This window comes from Rhodanobacter sp. Col0626, from assembly GCF_049994385.1.
Taxonomy (GTDB): Bacteria; Pseudomonadota; Gammaproteobacteria; order Xanthomonadales; family Rhodanobacteraceae; genus Rhodanobacter.
Genome location: NZ_CP188260.1, coordinates 896,190 through 917,212, shown reverse-complemented (window position 1 = coordinate 917,212; position 21,023 = coordinate 896,190). Strand labels below are relative to the sequence as shown.

Genomic DNA, 21,023 nt, shown 5'->3' with positions numbered 1-21,023 from the left:
TCATGCGCGGGCTCCTTCAGGCAACTTCTCTGCCACGCGCAGCACGGCCGAACGTGAACGCGGATTGGCCGCAAGCTCGGCATCGGACGGAAATTGAGCCTTGCCGACCGCGACCAGACGCGCCGGCGTCGGTGCCACCGGGGGACCGCGCCGGCTGTTCTGCACGCGGCCGGACTGATCACGGATGAACAGTTTCACCGCGCGATCTTCCAGCGAATGGAAGCTGATCACCGACAGCCGGCCTCCGGGCCTGAGCCGCTCGAGCGCGGCATTCAGGCCCTGCTGCAAGGCATCCAGTTCGCCGTTCACGCGAATGCGCAACGCCTGGAAACTGCGCGTGGCCGGGTGTTTGCCCGGTTCGCGTCGACCGACCACACGTTCGATCAGTGCAGCGAGCTGGCCAGTGCGGGTGAACGGAGTGGCATCGCGATCGGCCACGATCGCCCGGGCGATGCGCCGGCCGTGGCGCTCCTCGCCGTAGTTCCACAGCACCTCGGTGATTTCGCGCTCGCTGGCATGCGCCAGGAAGTCCGCCGCGCTCTCGCCCTGGGTGGTATCCATGCGCATGTCGAGCGGCGCGTCGGCCATGAAGCTGAAACCGCGCGCGGCTTCGTCCAGCTGGGGTGATGAAACACCGAGATCAAGCAGCACGCCGTCCAGGCCGGCCGCAGTCTCGTCCCACTCGGCCATGCTGGAAAAATTGGCATGCCGGATCGACACCCGCGAATCGCCTGCAAACTCCGCCTGCGCCGCGGCGATGGCCGTGGGATCGCGATCCATCAACAGCAGCCGGCCACCAGGACCGAGACGCGACAGTACGGCGCGGGCGTGACCGCCGCGACCGAACGTTCCATCGAGATAACGCCCGTCAGACTGCACGGACAGACCCTCCACCGCTTCACCCAGCATCACCGGGATATGCCGCAACTGCTGCTCGGCCATGCCGCGCACTCCCGTCCCATCCCTCATGTATTGCTGCGCCCCGTTACAGGCGCAGTACGGCCATTTCGTTTGTGATGTCGTCTTCGCCGATGCTCTGGCGGATCTTGGCCAGGTGGGCCTGTTCGCTCCACAACTCGAACTTGTTACCCATGCCCAGCAGCACCGCCTTTTTTTCTATGCCCGCGGCGGCACGCTGGCTGGCGGGCAAAAGCACCCGCGCGGCGCCATCGGGCTCGACCACGGCTGCCGCACCGACCAGCTTCATCTGCATGTCGCGATGCGCCGCCTTCACCTTGGGCAAGGCGTTCACCTGATCGCGCACCTGTTCCCATTCGGCATGCGGGAACAGCCACAGGCAGCCCGGTTCGAAGGGGTTGTAGGTGATCACCAGACGATTGGCGCACTCGCCCGCGACCTGCTCCCGATACATGGTCGGGATGGCCAGGCGGCCCTTGTCGTCTACGGTGATGGCGGTTTCGCCTTGGAACACGATCGGATGACTCCACTAAAACCCACGATTTCACACTGGAACCCACGATAGTCTCGCCCTATGAGACTGTCAAGGGAATTTTGCTTGTGAATCAAGGAGTAAAGGCAGAATGCTGACCGAATGTGCAGCATATTCTCAAGAACACCAGCAAGGTGTTTGAATGCAGAGAATTTTTTATAAACTCAACTGCATATATTCAACACAAAAACGGGCGAAATCCGTGCAGTGGAGCGCTTCGCGGATGAATCGCCGTTCACACAGACACCCACATCACCGACGCACTCAAACCGCGTCCGTGATGTGGGTGTTTCGAAGAGGTGGAGTCGGCCTGTAAGCCGGGTTCTGTACGTCTTGCGACGCGACAGTCATTCCTCTCGGCCAGGTGTCGCCACCTGGCTCCAGCAACCTACCCGGGAACAACGCGGGCCGCGTTATCGTTCCCCTATTTGGTCTTGCTCCGAGTGGGGTTTACCGTGCCGTACGACGTTGGCCCCGTACGCGGTGCGCTCTTACCGCACCCTTTCACCCTTACCTGTGCCCTTGCGGGCCATCGGCGGTCTGCTCTCTGTTGCACTGGCCGTCAGCTCACGCTGCCCAGGAGTTACCTGGCACTCTGCCCTGCGGAGCCCGGACTTTCCTCGATGCGCTTGCGCGCGACGCGACTGTCCGGCCGACTCCACCGCCGAGTTTACAGGAACACGGCAACGGGAAACGGCGCAAGCCAGGCAACGCCGCGCGCGTCGTCATGCATTTTGCGCCGGCCAACCGAACCCGACCTTTGTGCTGCCCTATCCGTTCACCGTTCACCGCTCCCGGCTTCATAAAGCGCCTTCCGCGGCGCCCCGCTGATCACCGCGGCCAGCTTGGCCGCTTTCGCTGGCGGCAATTCATCGCGCAGAATCGCGAAGATGCGCTGACCTTCGGCCAGTTTTGCATCGGCTTCCTCGCCACGACCAGCAACCAGGACCACGCATTCGCCACGCTGCTGATCGGGATCGGCGGCGACCCGTGCGGCAAGCTCCGTCAGTGGCTCGCCCAGCACCGTCTCGAACATCTTGGTCAGTTCGCGCGCCAGCACCGCCTCGCGATCGCCACCGAAGACATCACGCATGTCGGCCAGGCTTTCGGCGACCCGATGCGACGACTCATAGAAAATCACCGTGCGCGCATCACCGGCGAGCTCCTGCAGACGACTGCGCCGCGCCGCCGCCTTCGGTGGCAGAAAACCCTCGAACACAAAACGATCACTCGGCAGGCCTGCCACCGACAACGCGGCAATCGCCGCGCAAGCGCCCGGCACCGGGATGCAACGGATGCCCGATGCGCGCGCTGCACGCACCAGTCGAAAACCCGGGTCGCTGATCAACGGCGTGCCTGCATCGGAAATAAGCGCCACCGAATCCCCGCCCTGCAGACGTCGCACCACCGCTGCCACGGCGTCGCGCTCGTTATGTTCGTGCAACGCGATCAAGGGCGTATCGATATTGTGGTGAACCAGCAAGGGCCGGCTGTGGCGAGTGTCTTCGGCGGCTATAACCGTGACCGCGCGCAGGGTCTCGATCGCGCGGGCGGACAGATCATCACGATGACCAATCGGGGTGGCCACCACCCACAGGCAGCCTGGCTGAACAGATGACATCGAGAACTCCTACGCCGAAAGCCGGCAGGTCGATCGGCTATGATCGCGCATTGACGATCATGACGAACAAGGGATTTCCCATGCGCCTCATGCGCCTCTCGCGCACCGCCGCGATCGGACTGCTGTTTTCAGTTGCGCTGGTGGCCTGTGTGCCGATGAACGCACCGCGCTCACCGGCTGAACTAGCGGCCGCGCAGGATGCCGAAGCACTGAGTCGCCAAGGCCAGTACGATCAGGCCGCACAGGCCTATCTGGCGCTGGCCGCGCAGTCCTCCAGCCGCGCCGACAGCTATCGCCTGCTGGCCGCCGAGGCATGGCGGGAAGAGGGCCAGCTCGCGCATGCCGGCCCCGCGCTGGCCATCGTCAACCGTCAACGCCTGACTGGCGATCAGCCACTGCGCCTCGACCTGCTGCAGGCCGAACTGGCCCTCGATCAACATGACACCGCGACCGCCCTGCGTCTGACCACCCAGCCGAACGTCACTGTACCGGCGGAGCTGCAACTGCGCCTTCTTGAGTTGCGCGCCCGCGCGATGACGGCCAGCGGCGATCGCTGGGGTGCGGCGCGTACTCGCGTGCAGATGGATGATCAATTGAGCGGCTTCGACCACGCGCAGAATCGCAAGGAGATTCTCGAACTGCTCAGCCAGGTCGGCGTGGATCCACTCAAGCAACGCGCTGCCGCGATGAAATCGGGCGACCGCATGTTGCCGTGGGTCAACGAGGCGCTGAGCCAACTCGGCGTCGCCGTGGCGCAGCCGCCACCGGAACTGCAGCAACCGGTCGGCACCCTGCTGCCGGGCGCCGACGCCAACGTGCGCGAAGGCTACAAGGTACCGGCACAGATCGCCTTGCTGCTGCCCAGCGATGGCAATTACGCGGCAGCCAGCACGTCGATACGTGAAGGCTTCTTTGCGGCCTATCTCGATGCGGCGCGCAACCATGCACCGCGCCCCTCGGTACGCGTATATGACAGCACGGGCACCGCCGACGGCGCGATCAAGGCTTATCAACAAGCCGTCAGCGATGGCGCCAAACTGGTGGTCGGTCCATTGACCCGTGGCGAAGTGGCCGCGGTATTCGGGCAACCGCAACTGCCGGTACCGCTGCTGGCCCTGAATCACCCCGATGACCGGCAACTGCCCACCGGGGAAACCAGCGAGTTCGGATTGCTGCCAGAAACCGAAGGCGCCCAGGCCGCCGATCGCATGGTCGATCGAGGCCTGCGTCGGGTGTACGTGATGATCACCGGCGACGATTTCGCCCAGCGTGCGGCCAGCGCCTTCAAGGCTGAACTGGCTGCCCGTGGCGGCGAACTTGCCGGCATGACGCCCCTGCCGGCCGGGACAGCCAGTTACGCCGGCGTACTCGCCGGACTGCACCTGCCCACCACGAGCTCCACTACCGCATCCGCAGATACCGGCATCTTCATCAGCATGCGCCCCGCACAAGCGCGGTTGTTGCTGCCACAACTTCACATCGCTCAGGTGAACCTACCGGTATTCGCCACCTCGCACATCTACGCAGGCAACGACGATGCCGCAGCCAACAACGATCTGAACGGCGTGGAATTCTGCGACGCTCCATGGCTGTTCGATGCCCAGCCCGGCTTGCCTAGCCACGACGACATCGCCGCCCGCCTGCCCGCTGCCAATGGCGGTGGCGCGCGCCTGTTCGCCTTCGGCATGGACGCGTGGAATCTGGTGCCCTACCTCGACTGGCTACGTGCACATCCCGGCAGCTACGTACCCGGCGCCAGTGGCCAACTCACCGCCGACCAATTCGGCCGCGTGCGCCGCGTGCTGATCTGGGCACAGTTCCAGAACGGCCTGGCCCGACCACTCAGCGGTAACCTGCAGATGGATGATGTGCCATCCGGCACACCGCCCACGACCGTCGAACCCGCACCCGCCACTTCGTCGAGCGACGCCGCCCAGCCCGTCTCAGGCTGATGCGCGCCGCCGGCAACGACTTCGAGGAACGTGCCTGCGTCGAGCTGGAACGTGCCGGACTGAAACTGCTGGCGCGCAACTACACCACGCGCCACGGCGAACTGGATCTGGTGATGCGCGACGGCGACACCATCGCGTTCGTCGAAGTGCGCTATCGCAAGAATGCCAGCCACGGTGACGCCGCCTCTTCGGTCACCGCCAGCAAACAGGCCAAACTGATCCTCGCCGCGCAACACTGGCTGGCCGCTCATCCACAGCACGCACGTCGCGCATGTCGCTTCGACGTGGTCAGCTACGACGGTCCTGCCGACGCCATCAGGCACGCCTGGTTGCGCGGAGCGTTCGAGGCAGGTTGACGCAACGCACCTGATACTGAGTCATCCCCACCGCATTTCGCGCTGTCTTGTTGACGACAGTTCCAGACGCGCGGCGACTCGTGCCGTCGCCTTTCCCTGACATTCTCATTGTGGCGCCGCATCGTCCAGACATGCGCCATGTGGGCGCGGGACTACACTTCCACGGCGCGCTTCAACAGCCGCTCGTAAGAAAGCGCCTACAGCCTTCACGCATGCGCTTGTCCTATATTTGTGTTGTTCGAATTTTTGAGACGCAATTGGCAAAACAGCCGCCAAATGCGTGAAAGAATTTAATCGACCATACGCTGGGGTATTGCGGCAGCGCGAAAAGCCGCCAAGCTCGACACGCAGATCCATGTGCAGCTTTCGTCGGGTTGCAGTCGATGATGAATCAAATTTAGGGGACGCCGCCGTGCGTCCTGGTACAGGGGCTAGACGAATGGAATCGAACGACTTACGTGCGGAAGTTTGTATTCCGCAACGCCATCACGGCGTAACAAAAGATCACGGCCGATGTCTTGGGTCGATTTCGTTGCGCTCCGATTTCCTTGCGCCTCGTTGCTCTCAAGGCAAATCGCTCCACTCACCAAACACTGCCTGTAACGACGGTGCCTTTGGCGTACCTGAAAATTATCTGATGCGACGAGGAACCTGATCCCTGGCGACTGCGGATCAGTCACACATTCCCTGGTGCAAGCATTCACATGCGTTCGGGGATGAGACCAACGCAAAAACTCGTGGCTCATGATGACAATTCAACTACTCGATGCGGACAAAACGTGGAAATGAAGTTCTGGAATCGCACCTTTAAAGGCAGCCTGATCATCGCGACCATCGCTTTGGCAGGATGCGGAACCCCGGCAGCCAAAAACTTCGGTGGCAGCTGGAAGCCGGTGAACCACTTTCGAGAGCAACCCACCGAAATACCGTTGACGGCCGCTTATACGTTCTACGCGGCCCCCATGGATGAAACGCTCAAGACGATGCTTACCCGCTGGGCAGGCGACTCCGGGCGTGAGTTGTCATATCAGCTTCCTTTCGACGTGACTCTGTACACGCCGGTCTCGAGCATTCGCACAACCGACCTGGATGCAGCGGCCCAGCAACTGACCACCATCTACGCCGCGCAAGGCGTGTACGTCTCTGCCACCGACCGAAAGATCCTGGTTCGACCAGCCAACACTGTTAGCAGCACCGCTGATGAGAAGAGCGCTCCCGCAGCGTCAGCGTCCGTATCAACTCCCGCCAAGCCGGCAGGCACCCAATGAACAAGGAAGTTATCAAGCTGCAGATCAGCAAGGCGAGCGCTCTCTGATGGTCAATCGAAAATCATCCAGCCGCAAAGTCGACGAAGCGGTATCCAGGTCCGTCAACTTCGAGCTGACCATCGCAGACATCGCCAAACGCAGCGAGCGGCGAGCATGGTGGGTTGCCTTCACCGCCATCGGCATGGCGTTGATTCTGGCCGGCGGCTACTACTACATGCTGCCGCTCAAGCAAAAAGTGCCGTACCTGATCATGGCGGATGCCTATACCGGCACAGCCACCGTTGCCAGTCTGGATGGCGATTTCGCCATGCGCGGCATAACCACCCGAGAGGCGGTGAACCGCAGCAACGTCGCTCACTTCATGCTGGCCAGAGAGTCTTACGACTGGGCACTGGTGAACCTGCGTGATTGGAAAACCGTGCAGACCATGGCTTCCCCTGCGGTCAAGGCGGAATACACGGCAATGTTCGTCTCGAACAATCCAGACGGCTGGGTCAAACAGTACGGCAAGGATAGGTCTATCCGCGTCAAGCTACTCAGCATTCAGCTGATTGGCGGTGGCCCTGGCGTGACACCTCGCGGCGCTACAGTGCGTTTCCAGCGCAGTCTTTTCAACAAATCAAATGGCACCACCCTGCCATTGGACAACAAGATCGCCACGATCGAGTTTACCTACAAGGAGAATCTGGAGATGGACGACCAGAATCGGATCGAGAATCCGCTGGGATTCTGGGTAACGAGTTACCGGGTAGACGACGACTACGCCACCGCGCCACCAGCGGAAATCCCGGGGCCGCCCGTCGCTCCGCAGGCCGCCGCGCCGACATTCGCCGCTCCTGCAAGCCCGGTGACCACCGCCGCAGCGACCTCGGCTCCGACAACGTCTACCGATTCCGCCACGGGAGCGGCTCGCCAATGAAACGATCAAGTCTCTGGTGCCTAGGATTGACTCTGTGCATTGTCTCTGCCATGGCACCCTCCATAGCATCGGCGCAGGTACTGACACGCTACCAGTTCAAGCCTGACAGTATCTATCCAGTAAACACGGGCTTGGGTATCACCACACAGATCGAGCTCAGCCCCAACGAAAAAGTGCTCGATTACAGTACCGGTTTCAGCGGTGGATGGGATCTTACCCGCCGTGAAAACGTGTTCTACCTGAAGCCCAAGAATGTTGATGTGGACACCAACATGATGGTGCGCACTGCAACGCACTCCTACATCTTCGAACTCAAGGTAGTGGCAACTGACTGGAAGACGTTGGCGCAGGCCCGCCACGACGGTGTGCAGTACAAGATCGCCTTCACCTATCCAGCCGATACCAGCTTCGCCAACGAAAAGAAAAAGCAGCTGCAGGCGGCTGCACAGGACAGCACCCTGCGATCTGACCGCAGTTACAACTTTGACTACGACTACGCCACCAAGAGCAAAGCGGCGCCATGGCTGATTCCCGCCAACGTCTACGACGATGGCCGTTTTACGTATATCAAGATGAGCGATCTGAAGGCATTCCCGACCGGCGATTTTCCCGCCGTTTACATGCGCGAGCACGAGCACGGCGAAGACTCGCTGGTGAATACCACCGTGGAAGGCAACACCATCGTCGTTCACGGCACCTATAGCTATCTGGTCATCCGCCACGGCAATGATGTCGTCGGCCTGCGCAGGAATACTAAAAAGTGAATACCCCCCAGTATCCCGAAGACGATCGCGTTGGCAACGAGCAGGCGCAGGCCGCCTCTCGTGACCGGAACGAGGCGGCGCCAGGCAATCCCTATGCTAACCAATACCAACGGAGTGCCGAACCTGATCTGGATGCTGGCGCGCCTGAGCTGCGTAGCAATGAGCTGCGTCAGATGAATCGTCGGGCGCTGCTCCTGTTGGGTGCCGTCGTATTGCTGCTGCTGTTCCTGGCTTTTTGGCTGATCAGCGGCGCAGGCAAGAAGAGCGATCAGTCCAAACCGCGCGAGGAAAAGGTGACGGTGGCCGAGGCGCCGACATCTCTTGCCGTGCCACAGTTGCCTCCTACGCCACCGCCGCAGCCAGCGCCCCAACCTATTCCATTGATGCCTGAGTCCCCGTCGAACAAGCAGGATCCCGCACCAAGCGGCCCCACCCTGCTGCAGCGCCGGATCACTGCCAGTAGCGCCGACACTAGCGATGGCGAGTCGTCCAATCCACTGGCTGCGCAGCAACTACCCGGGAAAAAACTACCGGGCGACGCTGATTCCAAGCCCACCAGCGCTGAGCCACTGACCCATCCGGACACTCTGATGCAGCGCGGAACCTACATACGCTGTGTTCTGGAAACGCGCATTATTTCGGATATCCCCGGTTTCAGCACCTGCCTGGTCACCGAGCCGGTGTACTCCTTCAACGGCCATACCTTGCTGCTTCCAAAGGGCTCCAAGCTGCTGGGCAGCTATAGCGGCGGCCCTACCGGCGATCGAGAAGCGGTGATATGGGATCGCATCATTACACCCACCGGTATCGACGTGAACATGTCCAGCCCTGGCATTGACAACCTCGGCGGTGCAGGTGTGCCCGGTTACTACGATGCCCACTGGGGCAAGCGTATCGGCTCGGCATTGTTAATCAGTTTGCTCAGCGATGCCTTCAAATACGAAGCGGCCGAGCACGGGCCTCGCAGCACCACCATAAGTAACGGTGTCGTGACCCAAACCCCATTCGAAAGCAACACCGCTCAAACCATCCAGAACCTGGCCGATCAGGCCGTTCGTGAAGCCGCGAATCGCCCGCCGACGGTCACCATAAACCAGGGCACCGTTATCTACGTCTACGTGACCAAGGACGTGGACTTCAGCGGCGTGGTTGCTCGCTCCTGACACGCTAGCCTCAACCCGAATAGCCAAAGAACCAAATGACATAGCGATGGAAGACGTCACCACCCACATCTCGAATGACTTTCTCGACTACCAGTACGAGGTACTGGGCGTGCGCGAATACATGGCCTCTCCCGAGGTCACCGAGATCTGCATCAACCGTCCCGGCGAGCTGTACCTGGAAAGTCGCGGTGGCTGGCAGCGGGTGGAGGTGCCTTCGCTTACCTACGAGCGGGCGCGACAGTTCTGCACTGCCGTGATCAACGAAAGCAATACCGGCCAACGCATTACGGACGTGGATCCGGTGGTGTCACTGACCTTTCCCACCGGACAGCGCGCCCAATTCGTGATTCCACCAGCCTGCGAAGCAGGCTTCGTCTCGATCACCATCCGGCTGCCGTCCAAACAGCTCAAGACGCTGGAGCAGTACGAAAGCGACGGCTTCTTCGACGAGATCGTGGAGATCAGCCACGGCCTCAGCGATCTGGACAGTCAGCTTCTGGAGCTGCGCGCGGCGCGAAGCTACGCCGAGTTCTTCCGTCAGGCGGTGCTCGGCAAGAAAAATATCGTGGTTTCCGGCGCCACCGGCAGCGGCAAGACCACCTTCATGAAATCCCTGGTCAACCACATCCCTGCCGACGAGCGGCTGGTTACCATCGAGGACGCGCGCGAGTTGTTTATCGAGCAGCCCAACGTGGTACATCTCCTCTATTCCAAGGGCGGCCAGAGCACCAGCAACGTCACCGCCAAAAGCTGCATGGAAGCCTGCCTGCGTATGAAGCCCGACCGCATCATCCTGGCTGAGTTGCGCGGCGACGAATCGTTCTACTTCATCCGCAACTGCGCCTCCGGCCATCCCGGCTCCATCACCAGTTGTCACTCCGGCAGTACCGAACAGACCTGGGACCAGCTCGCACTGATGGTCAAAGCCTCCGCCGAGGGTGCCGGGCTGGAGTTCAACATCATCAAGCGCCTGTTGATGATGACCATCGACATCGTGGTGCACATCAAGGCACACGGCGGACGGCGCTGCATCACCGGCATCGATTTCAACCCCCAGCGCGGCCACGAGGAGCATTGAATGTTGCCCGGAATGGAAATGCTGGCTTGCCCTAATCTCGCCGTCTCCCCCGAGGTGATGCAGCATATCGTGCATGTCGAATCCAGCGCCAATCCCTACGCCATCGGCGTCGTCGGTGGCCAATTGGAGCGTCAGCCAAAAAATCTTCCCGAAGCGCTGGCCACGGTTCAGATGCTCGATACCAAGGGCTACAATTTTTCAGTGGGTCTGGCTCAGGTTAATCGGGCCAACCTCGGTCGTTACGGACTCGACTCGTATCAGAAGGCGTTCAGCGCTTGCGCCAACCTGTCTGCTGGCGCGCATATTCTGGCTGACTGCTATGCCAGCGCACACGGCGACTGGGGCAAGGCCTTCAGCTGCTACTACTCCGGCAACTTCAGCACCGGCTTCCGCGACGGCTATGTGCAGAAGGTTTACGCCTCGATTAACCGCGAGGCCAACGAGCCAAGAAAGATGATGGCTGCTTCGGCACCTGCCTCAGAGGCCATTGCGCTGCGCTCGCAACCAGCGGCGCCAACAACGGCCCAAATACCAACGCTTGCAGCCGACCTCAAGCCCGTCACCGTCTACGCCCCAGGTGGCGCCAACTACCGCGTTGCCCTGCGCAGCATGGCGATCGACGCGGCCGCGACAGCTACGGTACCCGCGATTGTCGCGGCGATCAGCCATCCCCCGTCCGCGCAGGCACCCGCTCTCTTGGGGCTGCCGCCAAGCAGCTCCATCGACGCGAACACCAATCAAACCACGCTGGCAGCGCCAGGACGGGTAGACGCCTTGTCAGCGTCGACCTTGGCTGCCATCGACCACTCCCCCGCTGCAACTGGCGAAAACTCGTCGAACGATGCCGTGTTTGTTCCTAAAGTTCGGGGCCCCAATGACGTCGCCGGTGCTTCTACATCCGCTGAATCGACCCCGACCGTGACCCGGAAAATATCCTCCAATGCAGGCGCCGATCAAGCCGACCTTCGCCAGGAGCAGCGCGATGCCGCTTTTGTCTTTTGAAACCAGGGCACTGCCCAACCTGCCGTTTTTTTATTTCTATCCGGCGCGCACCTCGGTACACGCCATCTTGGCCTCATGGCCGCCCAGCGTCGCGGGGTAACTCGGGACATAACGTAGCTCGCACCGACGCCGCCCAACGCGGTCGAACCTGAACCGGCTGTCGCCACCCGTCTGGCGTACTGCTTTAACTATCGACAAGGAAAATCAGATGGCTATCCACTCGCTCGGCAACGAAAGCATTCTGCACTCTCAGCGCACGCGGCTTTTCATGATCATGTGCATCATGGCTTTCATTACGTTAGTGCTCCCTAGTTTGGCCATGGCGCAAGGCACGCCTGACGCAACATCGACGGTTTGCGGCTTCGCCAGCAGTATTAACAAAATCCTCAATGCCATTTCGATCATTGTTGTCACGATCGCGGTGATCTTTTCCGGATACCAGATCGCTTTTGCGCACAAGCGAATCAGCGACGTGGCTCCCGTCATGATCGGCGCCATTCTGATCGGTGCTGCAGGGCAGATCGCAAAACTGTTTCTCGCCGACAGCACTACCGCATCCGGCGCCACCCAATGCACCGCTAACCTGATTACTCACGCACTTAACTTCTATGCATAAAAACCCGCTATTTCGCGGCTGCACCCGCCCGCCAATGTTTATGGGTGTGCCGTACATACCCTTCTTCATGGGTGCGGGAGGGTGCTTTCTGCTGGCGGTGTACACCAACTTCCTCTACCTCCTGCTGCTGCCGGTGGTGATCTTCATCATGCGGCAGATGGCACGCCGCGACGAGATGATCTTTCGGTTGTTGGGCCTGCGCCTGCAGTTCCGTACGCGGGTAAGAAACCTGGGCGATAACGACGGCATGTGGGTTTTCACCCCAAACAACCATCGCGGCCAGGGCCAAGACAAATCGTAGTTTTCCCCGATGCCCTGATTGCAAGATCAGGGCATCACTTCGGACCCGAATCATGGCTAAACCCAACTTTAGACCCGACACCTCCATCGCCGAATTCCTGCCGCTGTCCACGCATGTATCACCCACCGTGCTGAAGACCACCGGCGGGGATTTTCTGCTGGCATGGCGTCTCGGTGGACTGCCTTTCGTGGGGCGCGAGGAGTGGGAGATCGATCACCGCCACAACACCTTCAACCGTCTGCTGCAAACACTGCGGGCACCGGACTTCGTCAACGTGGCGTTCTGGGTGCACGACGTGCGCCGACGCCGCCGTTTGAAAGACCACAGCCACTTTGATCACAGCTTCAACCAGCAGATGTCGGACACCTATTACGATGCTCTCTCCGCCCAGAAGCTGATGCAAAACGAGCTATATCTCACGATGATGTATCGCCCCATCGTCGGCGGGAAACGCTTCGCAGAAAAATCCAGCGACGTCGGACGACTGGAATCCCAGCAATTGGACGCAGTGAACACTACGCTGGAGCTTGCCGGCAACGTGGAAGCCGTGCTCAAAGATTACGCACCGTATCGTTTGGGCATGTACGAGGCCAGCAACGGCGTCGTGTTCTCCGAAGCGCTAGAGCTTTATGGCTACTTGCTCAATCGCATCGACGAGCCGGTACCGGTGCTCAATACGCCCGTCTACAACTATCTGGCGGTAAGTAAACAGCGCTTCTCGGCCAAGACAGGTGACTTCGTAATCACCACACCCGAGGGTAAAAATCACTTTGGTGCCATGCTCAACATCAAGGAATACACCGATGGCACCTATCCCGGCATCCTGAATGGCTTGAAGTACCTGGATTTCGAATACGTCATCACCCACTCCTTCAGTCCCATGGGTCGCCACGACGCATTGAAGGCGCTCGATCGTACCAAGGGCATGATGATCTCCTCCGGCGACAAGGCTTTTAGTCAGATCGCAGAACTTGATCACGCGATGGACCAACTCGCGTCGGGCAATTTCGTACTGGGTGAATACCACTTCTCCATGGCCATTTACGCCCCCAGCCAGGAGGCACTTTCCCAGCAGATCGCGACTACCCGGGCAGAGCTTTCCAACGCCGGCTTCGTCTCGGTCAAGGAAGATCTGGCCGTCACCGCCGCCTTCTACGCCCAGTTTCCAGGCAACTGGAAATATCGCACCCGGTTGGCCAACATCAGTTCGCTCAACTTTCTGGGCCTGTCACCGTTGCACAACTTCGCCACCGGCAAGAAAGAAAACAATCCCTGGGGCGACTGCGTCACCACCCTGCAAACCACCAACGGTCAGGCGTACCACTTCAACTTCCATGCCACCCACCCTGCGGAGAATTCGCTGGGCGAAAAAGCCATCGCCAACACCATGGTGATTGGCAAATCCGGTACCGGCAAAACCGCGCTTATCAACTTTCTGCTCAGCCAGGTGCAGAAGCTCAAGCCTTCGCCCACCATTTTCTTCTTCGACAAGGATCGCGGCGCAGAGATCTTCGTACGCGCCTGCGGCGGCAACTACCTCGCGCTGGAAAACGGCAAGCCCACCGGCTTCAACCCATTCCAGTGCGAGCGCACCGAAGCCAACGCCCAGTTTTTGGCCGAACTGGTCAAAGTCATGGTGGGTAAAAGCATCTACAGTTCGCGCGAGGAAGAAGACATCTTCCGTGCAGTCGAGAACATGCTCGACACGCCAATGCACTTGCGCACCATGACAAATTTCCAGAAGAGCCTGCCCAACATGGGCGACGACGGACTCTTCATCCGCATGCGCAAGTGGACCGCCGGCAATTCGCTGGGCTGGGTCTTTGACAACCCCGTCGACACCATCGATCTAGAAAAAGCCAACATCATCGGCTTCGACTACACCGAGCTGATCGATAATCCCGAAGCGCGCGTGCCGGTCATCAACTATCTGCTGCACAAGCTGGAGGCGCTGATCGATGGCCGTCCGCTGATCTACGTGATGGATGAATTCTGGAAGATTCTCGATGGCAAGGGCGGACTCAAGGAGTTCGCCAAGAACAAGCAGAAAACCATTCGTAAACAAAACGGCTTGGGCATCTTCGCCACACAGAGTCCGGAGGACGCTCTGGCCAGCGATATTGCTGCCGCGCTTATCGAGCAGACAGCCACGATGATTCTGCTGCCCAATCCCAACGCGAGCCGCGAGGACTACGTCGGCGGCCTCAAACTCACCGACGCGGAATACCAGGTAGTGGTGAGCCTGGACGAACGGTCGCGTTGCTTCCTGGTCAAGCAAGGCCATGCCAGCGCCGTGTGTCAGCTCAATCTTCGCGGCATGGACGACGCGCTGGCCGTCATATCAGCTTCCACTGACAACATCGAGATCATGCACGACGTGCTGCGAGATCGTGCAGCGGTAGAAGGTGTGACCACCGACGAATTGCGCCCGGAGCAATGGCTCAACGACTTCTATGAAAACCGCAAGGGTAGCGGAAAATCCCGTCCCACCCAGCCACCCCAATCAAATAGACCGACCCGTTCGGCGACAAACTAACACCACATCAACTTCAGCCAGAGGGATGCGCCATGCAACGTCCATCAATCTGTTCCATCTCCTTTCCTCGCGCGACGCGGCAAGCGGCGCTTGTCCTCGCCCTTGCTGGCACCAGCATTGCCAGCGGCAGTGTCCATGCTCAAACGGGGGTACTGGTCGCCGACACTATCAATCAAAAAACAAACGCAGCAATGGCCGTGTTCCAGAAAGGCGCACAGTATGCAAACGCGGTAGCTCAATTGAAACAGCTGATGTCGCAAATCCAGGGCCTGACCACCGGGATGTCGCTGTTGCCAAACACGATGCAGCACGCCGACGCCGACTCCCTGATCCAGATGAATTGCGCCGGCGCTTCCGGAACAAGCCTGGTTGGCAGCCTGATGAATGACCTCGCATCATCCATCAGTCCCACCCAGCCGATCGCCCAGAGCCAAATGCAAATCTGCGCGAAGCTCATCACGACCCAAGTCGACAAATACAACAAGACGGTGGACATGCTTAACCAGCTCAACACCTATAGCACCATGTACAGCAAGGTGGAAGCAGTGGGAAATTCGATAAGCACCTTCGCGGATTCTGGCCGCGCGAACAATCAGGCCGCCAACTACAACAACGCACTCACCACGCAAATGGCCAATTGGGACAGCCAGATGAAGGCCGACGATGCCATCATCAAAACGTTGGAAGCCCAGCAATCACAATTGTCTAAGGCAGCCTTTGGCGCCCATCCGGACCTCTTGGGTGAAGCAACACAGGCAGTTGCACTGAAAGCCGCGTTCAGCATCGGCAACTAAGCTCATTCATATACAGCAAGTAGAACAAAATTTTAGGAACACACTTATGAATCTCATGTTCTACGTGCTGGTCTACGACTACCTGAATGACAAGATCAATACCTTCGGTTCCACGCTCATGGGCAACGTGATGAGCGTGGTGAGTGCCGTTGCGCTGATCTTGGTCACCATATGGATCATGGTCCAGGGCTACCGCATGATCACCGGGCAGTCGCGCGAGCCGATGATGGCGTTTGTGGTCAACGGCGCCCGGATTGCGTTGATCGTCAGCTGCGCTACCACCATGTCGATCTTCGGTTCCAACCTGCATAATCTGTTCACCAGTGAACTGCCCACCAGCCTCAACCAGATGTTTACCGGCAGTGGCCAGACGATCCAGCAGAGCATCAACAATAACCTGGCCAAAACCGTGCTGGCCATGGCGGCGATCGATTCGGTGCAGGCACCGGCGAATGATGTTCAATCCACATCGGACAAGGCCCGTGCCGCCGACTTCGCCATCTTCGGCACTGCCAGCCCGCCCATGGCCGCGGGCGCCATGCTGTTGATGTACAACCTTGCTATCGCTCTAGTCGTCGGGTTGGGTCCGTTATTCATCCTCTGTCTGATCTTCGAAAAAACCAAGGGCCTGTTCCAACGCTGGCTGATGTATGGCATTGGTACTCTCTTTTCGATGGCCATGCTCAGCTTCATTTCGTCCATCGTGCTGGATGTCACCGCTCGCGCTGCCGCGGCCATATGGGCCACTGGCTTGATCAATACCCTGACCCAGAGCCAGAGCGAAGGCCTCACCACCCAGGCCATGGAACAAGGCGGCATCGGCCTGCTGATGACGATGCTGATCATCTCCGCTCCGCCGATGGCGGCCATGTTCTTTCAAGGTACCTTGGGCAACTTCATGGCCTACTCCGCCTTTAATGGCGCTGGCTCCCGACCAGGCCCTCAGGGCCAGCCGCCGGGATCATATGGTAATGGCGGGCATGGGCCATCGCAGAACATGAGTGCGAACTCAAACACAGGCGCTCAATCGGGCATTGGAGGCTTCAATAGTCCGCGCTCTTCCATCTCCCACAATGATCCTCGCCTAGGCGGGGTCAGTTATTCGGCTGCTTCCGATACGATGAAGCAAGCCAGCGGCTTGGCCAATCCGCCGCCGGCAGGGAGATAACCATGAAAGCACTAATTCTGCTTGTCCTTCTGCCGTTCGTTGGCTTCGCGCAGGCCCAACAGCAGCCCGGCGTGAATTGTGTCCCTGTTCAAGGACAGGGATGGCAAGGATGCGCGCCCATCGACAACAATACGCAACAGCCACAGCGGCCACAACCGCTTCCGCAAATATGGGCTGATCATTGGGGAGCAATTGCCACTAATGAGCCTACCAATAGTCTTGGTGTGGCCAATAATATGGCCAGCCAAAGTGAGGCCAAAAAAGCGGCCCTTACGGACTGCAAGTCGAAACACGGCTCTACGTGCAAACTTGAAACGTCATATCGCAATCAGTGCGGTGCTTTGATCGGAAGCACAACCGGATATGTCGTTACGTCTAAGGCCACCCTGGATGAGACTGTTCAAGCCGGCATGCTGACTTGCACCCAGGCTGGGTACTCTAACTGTAGTGTTTACTACAGCGCTTGCAGCTTCCCTGTCCGAATTCAATAACTCATGCCCGCAACCGATCAAATCAGTTCGCTAGATACATCACCGGCCGGCGACATCCAGGATGTAACCGCCGACAGCGGTAGGATAACCATGAAGGCGCTAGCGCTGCTTGTACTTCTGCTATTCGCTAGCGTCACGTGGGCACAAGAGCAGCCCGGCGTGAATTGCGTCCCCATTCAGGGACAGGGATGGGAAGGATGCGCGCCCATCGGCAACAGTCAGCAGCAAGTGCCAACATCGCCAGACCATTGGGGAGCCATTGCATCTGATTCAAATACGGGGGCGCTCGGAACAGCTAGCAATAATACTTTAGGCAAAGGAATGGCTCAGCTAATTGCCATAGCGATCTGCCAATCGAAAGGCGGCACCAAATGCAAACTCGATGTCACATACCATAACAAGTGTGCAGCGATAGTCGTTGGTCAGGCAGCACACATTACGACCACCGCCGAAACGCTGAATAAAGCCGTTGACAAAGCCATGAAGAAGTGCAACTCGACCGACGACTCCAGTTGCCATGTTTATTACTCCGACTGCAGTCGGCCAGGTTGGATTAAATAGCTACATGAAGATCGTCCACAAAGCTGTCTTCTCACACTGCGCACTGCTTTGGTTGCTTGGGATGCAAGTCAGACAGCTGACGGTGTCTGCCCAAGCAGAGCCGACGGCCACGTCTGCCGCTTCGACAGCTGGTCAATGCCTCGTCTAATGCTCCGCTTGCAGCCTGCCGTTACGGATCCAATAAGCCGCCCTTTTCCTCATGGACTCACATTCCCCCGTTACGCCACAAGCCAACAAATACATCGGAGATTTGTCATGAAACTGCGCGCTCTGTTCACCACCCTCGCCCTAGGCGCTGTCGCCGGCCTGAGCACAGTCCCTGCTAACGCCCAAGACGTCTGCCCAAGCTTTTTGTGCATGGCCGGCAAAACCCAGGGCAGAGATGGTGGTCCCGGTTGCATCGCCCCGGTCCAGGCCTTCTTTTCCCCCAGCTTGTATATCTACGACGAAGAGAGCATTGACTGGCCCGCCACCGCAGCCAATCGCATGCGTTTCCTCGGCCAGTGCCCCAGCAGTAGTGGCCCGAATTCCGCCATCCTGACCGCGATCATCGCCAAGTACGGTATGTCAGCTTCCGGTTAACCTCTCCTGAGAATCCCTTGACTTTGCCCACCATGAACATCACTCGCTCAAGCTGCCTTTTCGCGTTGTGCCTGCTGTCGATCGCCTGCAACGCGACCCCGCCCGCGAATGCTGGCAAGACGGTCGCAAGCCCGAGTACCGCCGCGAACTCAACAGCATCCGCCGCCACTTCCAGCAACCCCTACGCCAGATCCATCAAGCCTGTCGCCAAAAATCGGAACGCCCCCATGGATGACCTGCACATCTTCGCCATCAGCGGCAACAAAGCCCTCGCATCCAAAGTAGGCGACCTGAACGGTGACGGCAAACCCGATGCCCTGCTGGTGCTGGACCCGCCCACCACCGGTAACGAGAAACTGGGCGAAGGTCCGGCGCGAAGCGTGTTGATCCTGATCCGCGACGCGAACGGCCAACTGCAAAAGGTGGGGCAGAACGACAAACTCGTGCCTTGCGCCCAGTGCGGCGGCATCGCGGGCGATCCTTTCAGCTATGTGCAGATCACCAGCAACGGGTTCACGGTGGTGACGGAAGGCGGTTCGCGCCAGCACTGGTCGAACGAGTACACGTTCGCCTATTCAGCGCAGCACGGCGACTGGCTGTTAAGCGGCCTCAAGCGCGAAGTGACGGATCAGGATACCGGCAAGCACAAGCAGATCGATCTGGCACCGAAGGACTTCGGCGTGATCACCTTTGCGAACTTCGACCCATCCACACAACCAGAGGTTGAATTGCCTTGAGTATTGGCCTGCCATGGCCGGCAGGCAGTTGCAGACAGGGAGCATAGTCGCCCCCGGAAAATTAATCAGGAGTTACACATGGCTACGGATCGTGAAGCACAGTTGTTAGTGGACGCCACCAAGGCAGGCATCACTTCGCCCAGGGAGCTGGCGAATTTCATGGCGCAGGTCTCCGCCGAATCGCAAGGCTTGACTCGCCTGGAAGAAGGGTTTCGATACACACGGGGTATTTCCCAGATTCCGGTCAAATATGCGCATCGCGAGGGCGACCAGGCGCTGGAAGCTGCCCGGGTGGATGCATTGAAAGGCAAGCCCGAAGCGTTAGCCGAGCTGATGTATGGCGGGCGCATGGGCAACGACCAACCCGGCGATGGATACAAATACCGCGGGCGCGGCTACATGCAACTGACCGGCAAAGAGAACTACGAAGCTGCCGGCAAGGCGCTGGGACTCGATCTGGTTAAAGACCCGGACCTCGCCAGCGATCCGAAGAACGCTTCGAAGATCGCCACGTGGTACTGGGAAAACCGTGTGCCAGAAAAAGCTCATGCCGATGTAAAAGCGGCCACGCTGGCTATCAATGGCGGCTACAACGGGCTGGACACACGTCAGGCGCAGTTCGAGAAATGGCAGAAAAATCTCACGCCCGAGGTCATGGAACGCTTGTCCAAGGGAGACGTAGGCCTGCCCCTCGAGTCCGCCAAATCATCTCATCACGACACATCGAAGGCCGCCACCGAAACGGTGCTCACTCTAGGCGCGAACGGCGCTTCCGTGCACGCACTGCAAAACGACCTGAACAAGCTTGGCTATACCGGCGCGGACGGAAAATCACTGCCCTCGACTGGCCACTTTGGATCTGATACCAAACATGCGGTGGAAAATTTCCAGCGCGATCATCATCTGGTTCCAGTGGACGGCAAAGTGGGACACGACACGCGGTTAGCCATGCATGCGGCGATGCTGGCCAAAGTGCCGCCGGCTCTGGACGACAAACGCAATCCCGATCACGCCCTGTATCAGCAGGTACTTGTCGGCGTGCACAAGATCGACGCTGGCATGGGACGTACGCCGGACCAGCAAAGCATCAACCTCGCTGCGGCTCTCACCGTTGCCGCCAAAGCACAAGGGCTGACCCGTATCGACACTGTCGCGCTCAGCGAAGACGGTTCGCGCACCTTCGCCGCGCAAAACGCTTTGCCACTTATGAAACTGGCCGACGTAGCCACCGCGCAGGCCGTGCATACGCCGATCGAGCAGAGCAACGCTGCCGCAGCGGCCATGATCTCCCATCAGACCAACACCCTTGCACAGCCAACACTGCAAGAACTGCCCCACCCCGCCGTGAGCATGTAAGGGAAGAGTCGAACCGTGACCACGAATCACGTCGTCGACACGCGCCCAATCGCCGATGCCCGGCAGATGCCGCCTTCATGGTGGCATCTGCTTCGGCTGTGGGTTGTCGTCCTCGCGCTCACTAAAGGCTCACTCCGGCTACGCGCCCGGCAAAAGTCGCGCGAGTCGATAATGGCTTTGGTGACCAACTTGGTGCGGGTGGTAGTGATCGTCACTGTCGCTCTCACCGTGAGTCACAACTTGCAAAAACCCGCAACGTTTAGCGCCAGCTGACGCCTTAAAAAAACGTCAACATTACAAATCAGTTC

At 59.4% G+C, this 21,023-nt stretch carries 21 protein-coding genes and 1 other RNA gene; 18 read left to right on the top strand and 4 right to left on the bottom strand.

Going from position 1 to position 21,023, the window contains the following annotated elements; genetic code table 11:
• The 4 genes from rsmH to rsmI all read right to left on the bottom strand — a co-directional run bounded on the left by rsmH (position 1) and on the right by rsmI (position 3,071).
• Positions 1–942 carry a 16S rRNA (cytosine(1402)-N(4))-methyltransferase RsmH gene (gene rsmH, locus ACPPVV_RS03790; protein WP_426702146.1) on the bottom strand — a complete coding sequence of 314 codons (942 nt, stop codon included), beginning with the start codon at positions 940–942 and terminating at the stop codon, positions 1–3.
• Positions 943–985: 43 nt separating this feature from the next.
• Complete coding sequence (mraZ, locus tag ACPPVV_RS03785) at positions 986–1,432, bottom strand: division/cell wall cluster transcriptional repressor MraZ (protein WP_426702145.1); 447 nt, start codon at positions 1,430–1,432, stop codon at positions 986–988.
• A gap of 315 nt (positions 1,433–1,747) precedes the next feature.
• Positions 1,748–2,110, bottom strand: an RNA gene (rnpB, locus tag ACPPVV_RS03780) — RNase P RNA component class A.
• A 118-nt stretch (positions 2,111–2,228) separates the two neighbouring features.
• On the bottom strand, positions 2,229–3,071 hold the full coding sequence (gene rsmI / locus ACPPVV_RS03775; RefSeq protein ID WP_426702144.1) for a 16S rRNA (cytidine(1402)-2'-O)-methyltransferase: 843 nt from the start codon (positions 3,069–3,071) through the stop codon (positions 2,229–2,231).
• A gap of 80 nt (positions 3,072–3,151) precedes the next feature.
• Here rsmI and ACPPVV_RS03770 point away from each other — a divergent pair, with 80 nt between their 5' ends.
• The 18 genes from ACPPVV_RS03770 to ACPPVV_RS03685 all read left to right on the top strand — a co-directional run bounded on the left by ACPPVV_RS03770 (position 3,152) and on the right by ACPPVV_RS03685 (position 20,715).
• The gene (locus ACPPVV_RS03770) at positions 3,152–5,023 is read left to right on the top strand and encodes a penicillin-binding protein activator (RefSeq protein ID WP_426702143.1); all 1,872 of its coding nucleotides are present in this window, start codon (positions 3,152–3,154) and stop codon (positions 5,021–5,023) included.
• Positions 5,023–5,379, top strand: coding sequence for a YraN family protein (locus ACPPVV_RS03765; RefSeq protein ID WP_426702142.1), 357 nt, complete (start codon positions 5,023–5,025; stop codon positions 5,377–5,379). The genes ACPPVV_RS03770 and ACPPVV_RS03765 overlap by 1 nt, the downstream gene beginning before the upstream one ends.
• 785 nt (positions 5,380–6,164) lie before the next feature.
• A complete protein-coding gene (locus ACPPVV_RS03760) occupies positions 6,165–6,647 on the top strand; it encodes a hypothetical protein (protein ID WP_426703156.1) in 483 nt (160 codons plus the stop codon).
• Between the two features lie 46 nt (positions 6,648–6,693).
• Entirely contained in the window at positions 6,694–7,566 is an 873-nt protein-coding gene (locus ACPPVV_RS03755; RefSeq protein WP_426702141.1) for a virB8 family protein, read from the top strand.
• Positions 7,567–7,616: 50 nt separating this feature from the next.
• Positions 7,617–8,330: a TrbG/VirB9 family P-type conjugative transfer protein gene (locus ACPPVV_RS03750; RefSeq protein WP_426702140.1), complete on the top strand. Its 714-nt coding sequence runs from the start codon at positions 7,617–7,619 to the stop codon at positions 8,328–8,330.
• A complete protein-coding gene (locus ACPPVV_RS03745; protein WP_426702139.1) occupies positions 8,327–9,493 on the top strand; it encodes a TrbI/VirB10 family protein in 1,167 nt (388 codons plus the stop codon). Before ACPPVV_RS03750 ends, ACPPVV_RS03745 begins: the two co-directional genes overlap by 4 nt.
• A 46-nt stretch (positions 9,494–9,539) precedes the next feature.
• Positions 9,540–10,571, top strand: coding sequence for a P-type DNA transfer ATPase VirB11 (gene virB11 / locus ACPPVV_RS03740; RefSeq protein ID WP_426702138.1), 1,032 nt, complete (start codon positions 9,540–9,542; stop codon positions 10,569–10,571).
• A complete protein-coding gene (locus ACPPVV_RS03735) occupies positions 10,572–11,573 on the top strand; it encodes a transglycosylase SLT domain-containing protein (RefSeq protein WP_426702137.1) in 1,002 nt (333 codons plus the stop codon).
• A 208-nt stretch (positions 11,574–11,781) separates the two neighbouring features.
• Positions 11,782–12,189 (top strand): TrbC/VirB2 family protein, encoded by a 408-nt coding sequence (locus tag ACPPVV_RS03730; protein ID WP_426702136.1) that lies wholly within the window; start codon positions 11,782–11,784, stop codon positions 12,187–12,189.
• Positions 12,182–12,490: a type IV secretion system protein VirB3 gene (locus ACPPVV_RS03725; RefSeq protein WP_426702135.1), complete on the top strand. Its 309-nt coding sequence runs from the start codon at positions 12,182–12,184 to the stop codon at positions 12,488–12,490. The genes ACPPVV_RS03730 and ACPPVV_RS03725 overlap by 8 nt, the downstream gene beginning before the upstream one ends.
• A 52-nt stretch (positions 12,491–12,542) precedes the next feature.
• Positions 12,543–15,026, top strand: a complete 2,484-nt coding sequence (locus tag ACPPVV_RS03720; RefSeq protein WP_426702134.1) for a VirB4 family type IV secretion/conjugal transfer ATPase — start codon at positions 12,543–12,545, stop codon at positions 15,024–15,026.
• A gap of 32 nt (positions 15,027–15,058) precedes the next feature.
• Positions 15,059–15,820 (top strand): hypothetical protein, encoded by a 762-nt coding sequence (locus ACPPVV_RS03715; RefSeq protein WP_426702133.1) that lies wholly within the window; start codon positions 15,059–15,061, stop codon positions 15,818–15,820.
• Between the two features lie 46 nt (positions 15,821–15,866).
• Positions 15,867–16,988, top strand: a complete 1,122-nt coding sequence (locus ACPPVV_RS03710) for a type IV secretion system protein (protein WP_426702132.1) — start codon at positions 15,867–15,869, stop codon at positions 16,986–16,988.
• Positions 16,989–16,990: 2 nt separating this feature from the next.
• Positions 16,991–17,479, top strand: coding sequence for a DUF4189 domain-containing protein (locus tag ACPPVV_RS03705; RefSeq protein WP_426702131.1), 489 nt, complete (start codon positions 16,991–16,993; stop codon positions 17,477–17,479).
• Between the two features lie 3 nt (positions 17,480–17,482).
• Positions 17,483–18,040, top strand: coding sequence for a DUF4189 domain-containing protein (locus ACPPVV_RS03700; RefSeq protein WP_426702130.1), 558 nt, complete (start codon positions 17,483–17,485; stop codon positions 18,038–18,040).
• 255 nt (positions 18,041–18,295) lie between these two features.
• Positions 18,296–18,622 carry a hypothetical protein gene (locus tag ACPPVV_RS03695; protein ID WP_426702129.1) on the top strand — a complete coding sequence of 109 codons (327 nt, stop codon included), beginning with the start codon at positions 18,296–18,298 and terminating at the stop codon, positions 18,620–18,622.
• A gap of 17 nt (positions 18,623–18,639) precedes the next feature.
• The gene (locus ACPPVV_RS03690) at positions 18,640–19,359 is read left to right on the top strand and encodes a hypothetical protein (RefSeq protein WP_426702128.1); all 720 of its coding nucleotides are present in this window, start codon (positions 18,640–18,642) and stop codon (positions 19,357–19,359) included.
• A gap of 78 nt (positions 19,360–19,437) precedes the next feature.
• A complete protein-coding gene (locus ACPPVV_RS03685; RefSeq protein ID WP_426702127.1) occupies positions 19,438–20,715 on the top strand; it encodes an XVIPCD domain-containing protein in 1,278 nt (425 codons plus the stop codon).
• The last annotated feature ends 308 nt before the right edge of the window (positions 20,716–21,023 follow it).

Excerpts from the sequence above, each read along its gene's own strand:
- ACPPVV_RS03700 (WP_426702130.1), top strand. The coding sequence starts at position 17,483 with ATGCCCGCAACCGATCAAATCAGTTCGCTAGATACATCACCGGCCGGC.
- virB11 (WP_426702138.1), top strand. The coding sequence starts at position 9,540 with ATGGAAGACGTCACCACCCACATCTCGAATGACTTTCTCGACTACCAG.
- ACPPVV_RS03735 (WP_426702137.1), top strand. The coding sequence starts at position 10,572 with ATGTTGCCCGGAATGGAAATGCTGGCTTGCCCTAATCTCGCCGTCTCC.
- rsmI (WP_426702144.1), bottom strand. The coding sequence starts at position 3,071 with ATGTCATCTGTTCAGCCAGGCTGCCTGTGGGTGGTGGCCACCCCGATT.
- ACPPVV_RS03760 (WP_426703156.1), top strand. The coding sequence starts at position 6,165 with ATGAAGTTCTGGAATCGCACCTTTAAAGGCAGCCTGATCATCGCGACC.
- ACPPVV_RS03730 (WP_426702136.1), top strand. The coding sequence starts at position 11,782 with ATGGCTATCCACTCGCTCGGCAACGAAAGCATTCTGCACTCTCAGCGC.
- rsmH (WP_426702146.1), bottom strand. The coding sequence starts at position 942 with ATGGCCGAGCAGCAGTTGCGGCATATCCCGGTGATGCTGGGTGAAGCG.
- ACPPVV_RS03695 (WP_426702129.1), top strand. The coding sequence starts at position 18,296 with ATGAAACTGCGCGCTCTGTTCACCACCCTCGCCCTAGGCGCTGTCGCC.
- ACPPVV_RS03725 (WP_426702135.1), top strand. The coding sequence starts at position 12,182 with ATGCATAAAAACCCGCTATTTCGCGGCTGCACCCGCCCGCCAATGTTT.
- ACPPVV_RS03705 (WP_426702131.1), top strand. The coding sequence starts at position 16,991 with ATGAAAGCACTAATTCTGCTTGTCCTTCTGCCGTTCGTTGGCTTCGCG.
- ACPPVV_RS03720 (WP_426702134.1), top strand. The coding sequence starts at position 12,543 with ATGGCTAAACCCAACTTTAGACCCGACACCTCCATCGCCGAATTCCTG.
- ACPPVV_RS03765 (WP_426702142.1), top strand. The coding sequence starts at position 5,023 with ATGCGCGCCGCCGGCAACGACTTCGAGGAACGTGCCTGCGTCGAGCTG.
- ACPPVV_RS03710 (WP_426702132.1), top strand. The coding sequence starts at position 15,867 with ATGAATCTCATGTTCTACGTGCTGGTCTACGACTACCTGAATGACAAG.
- ACPPVV_RS03755 (WP_426702141.1), top strand. The coding sequence starts at position 6,694 with ATGGTCAATCGAAAATCATCCAGCCGCAAAGTCGACGAAGCGGTATCC.
- ACPPVV_RS03770 (WP_426702143.1), top strand. The coding sequence starts at position 3,152 with ATGCGCCTCATGCGCCTCTCGCGCACCGCCGCGATCGGACTGCTGTTT.
- ACPPVV_RS03715 (WP_426702133.1), top strand. The coding sequence starts at position 15,059 with ATGCAACGTCCATCAATCTGTTCCATCTCCTTTCCTCGCGCGACGCGG.
- ACPPVV_RS03685 (WP_426702127.1), top strand. The coding sequence starts at position 19,438 with ATGGCTACGGATCGTGAAGCACAGTTGTTAGTGGACGCCACCAAGGCA.
- ACPPVV_RS03750 (WP_426702140.1), top strand. The coding sequence starts at position 7,617 with ATGGCACCCTCCATAGCATCGGCGCAGGTACTGACACGCTACCAGTTC.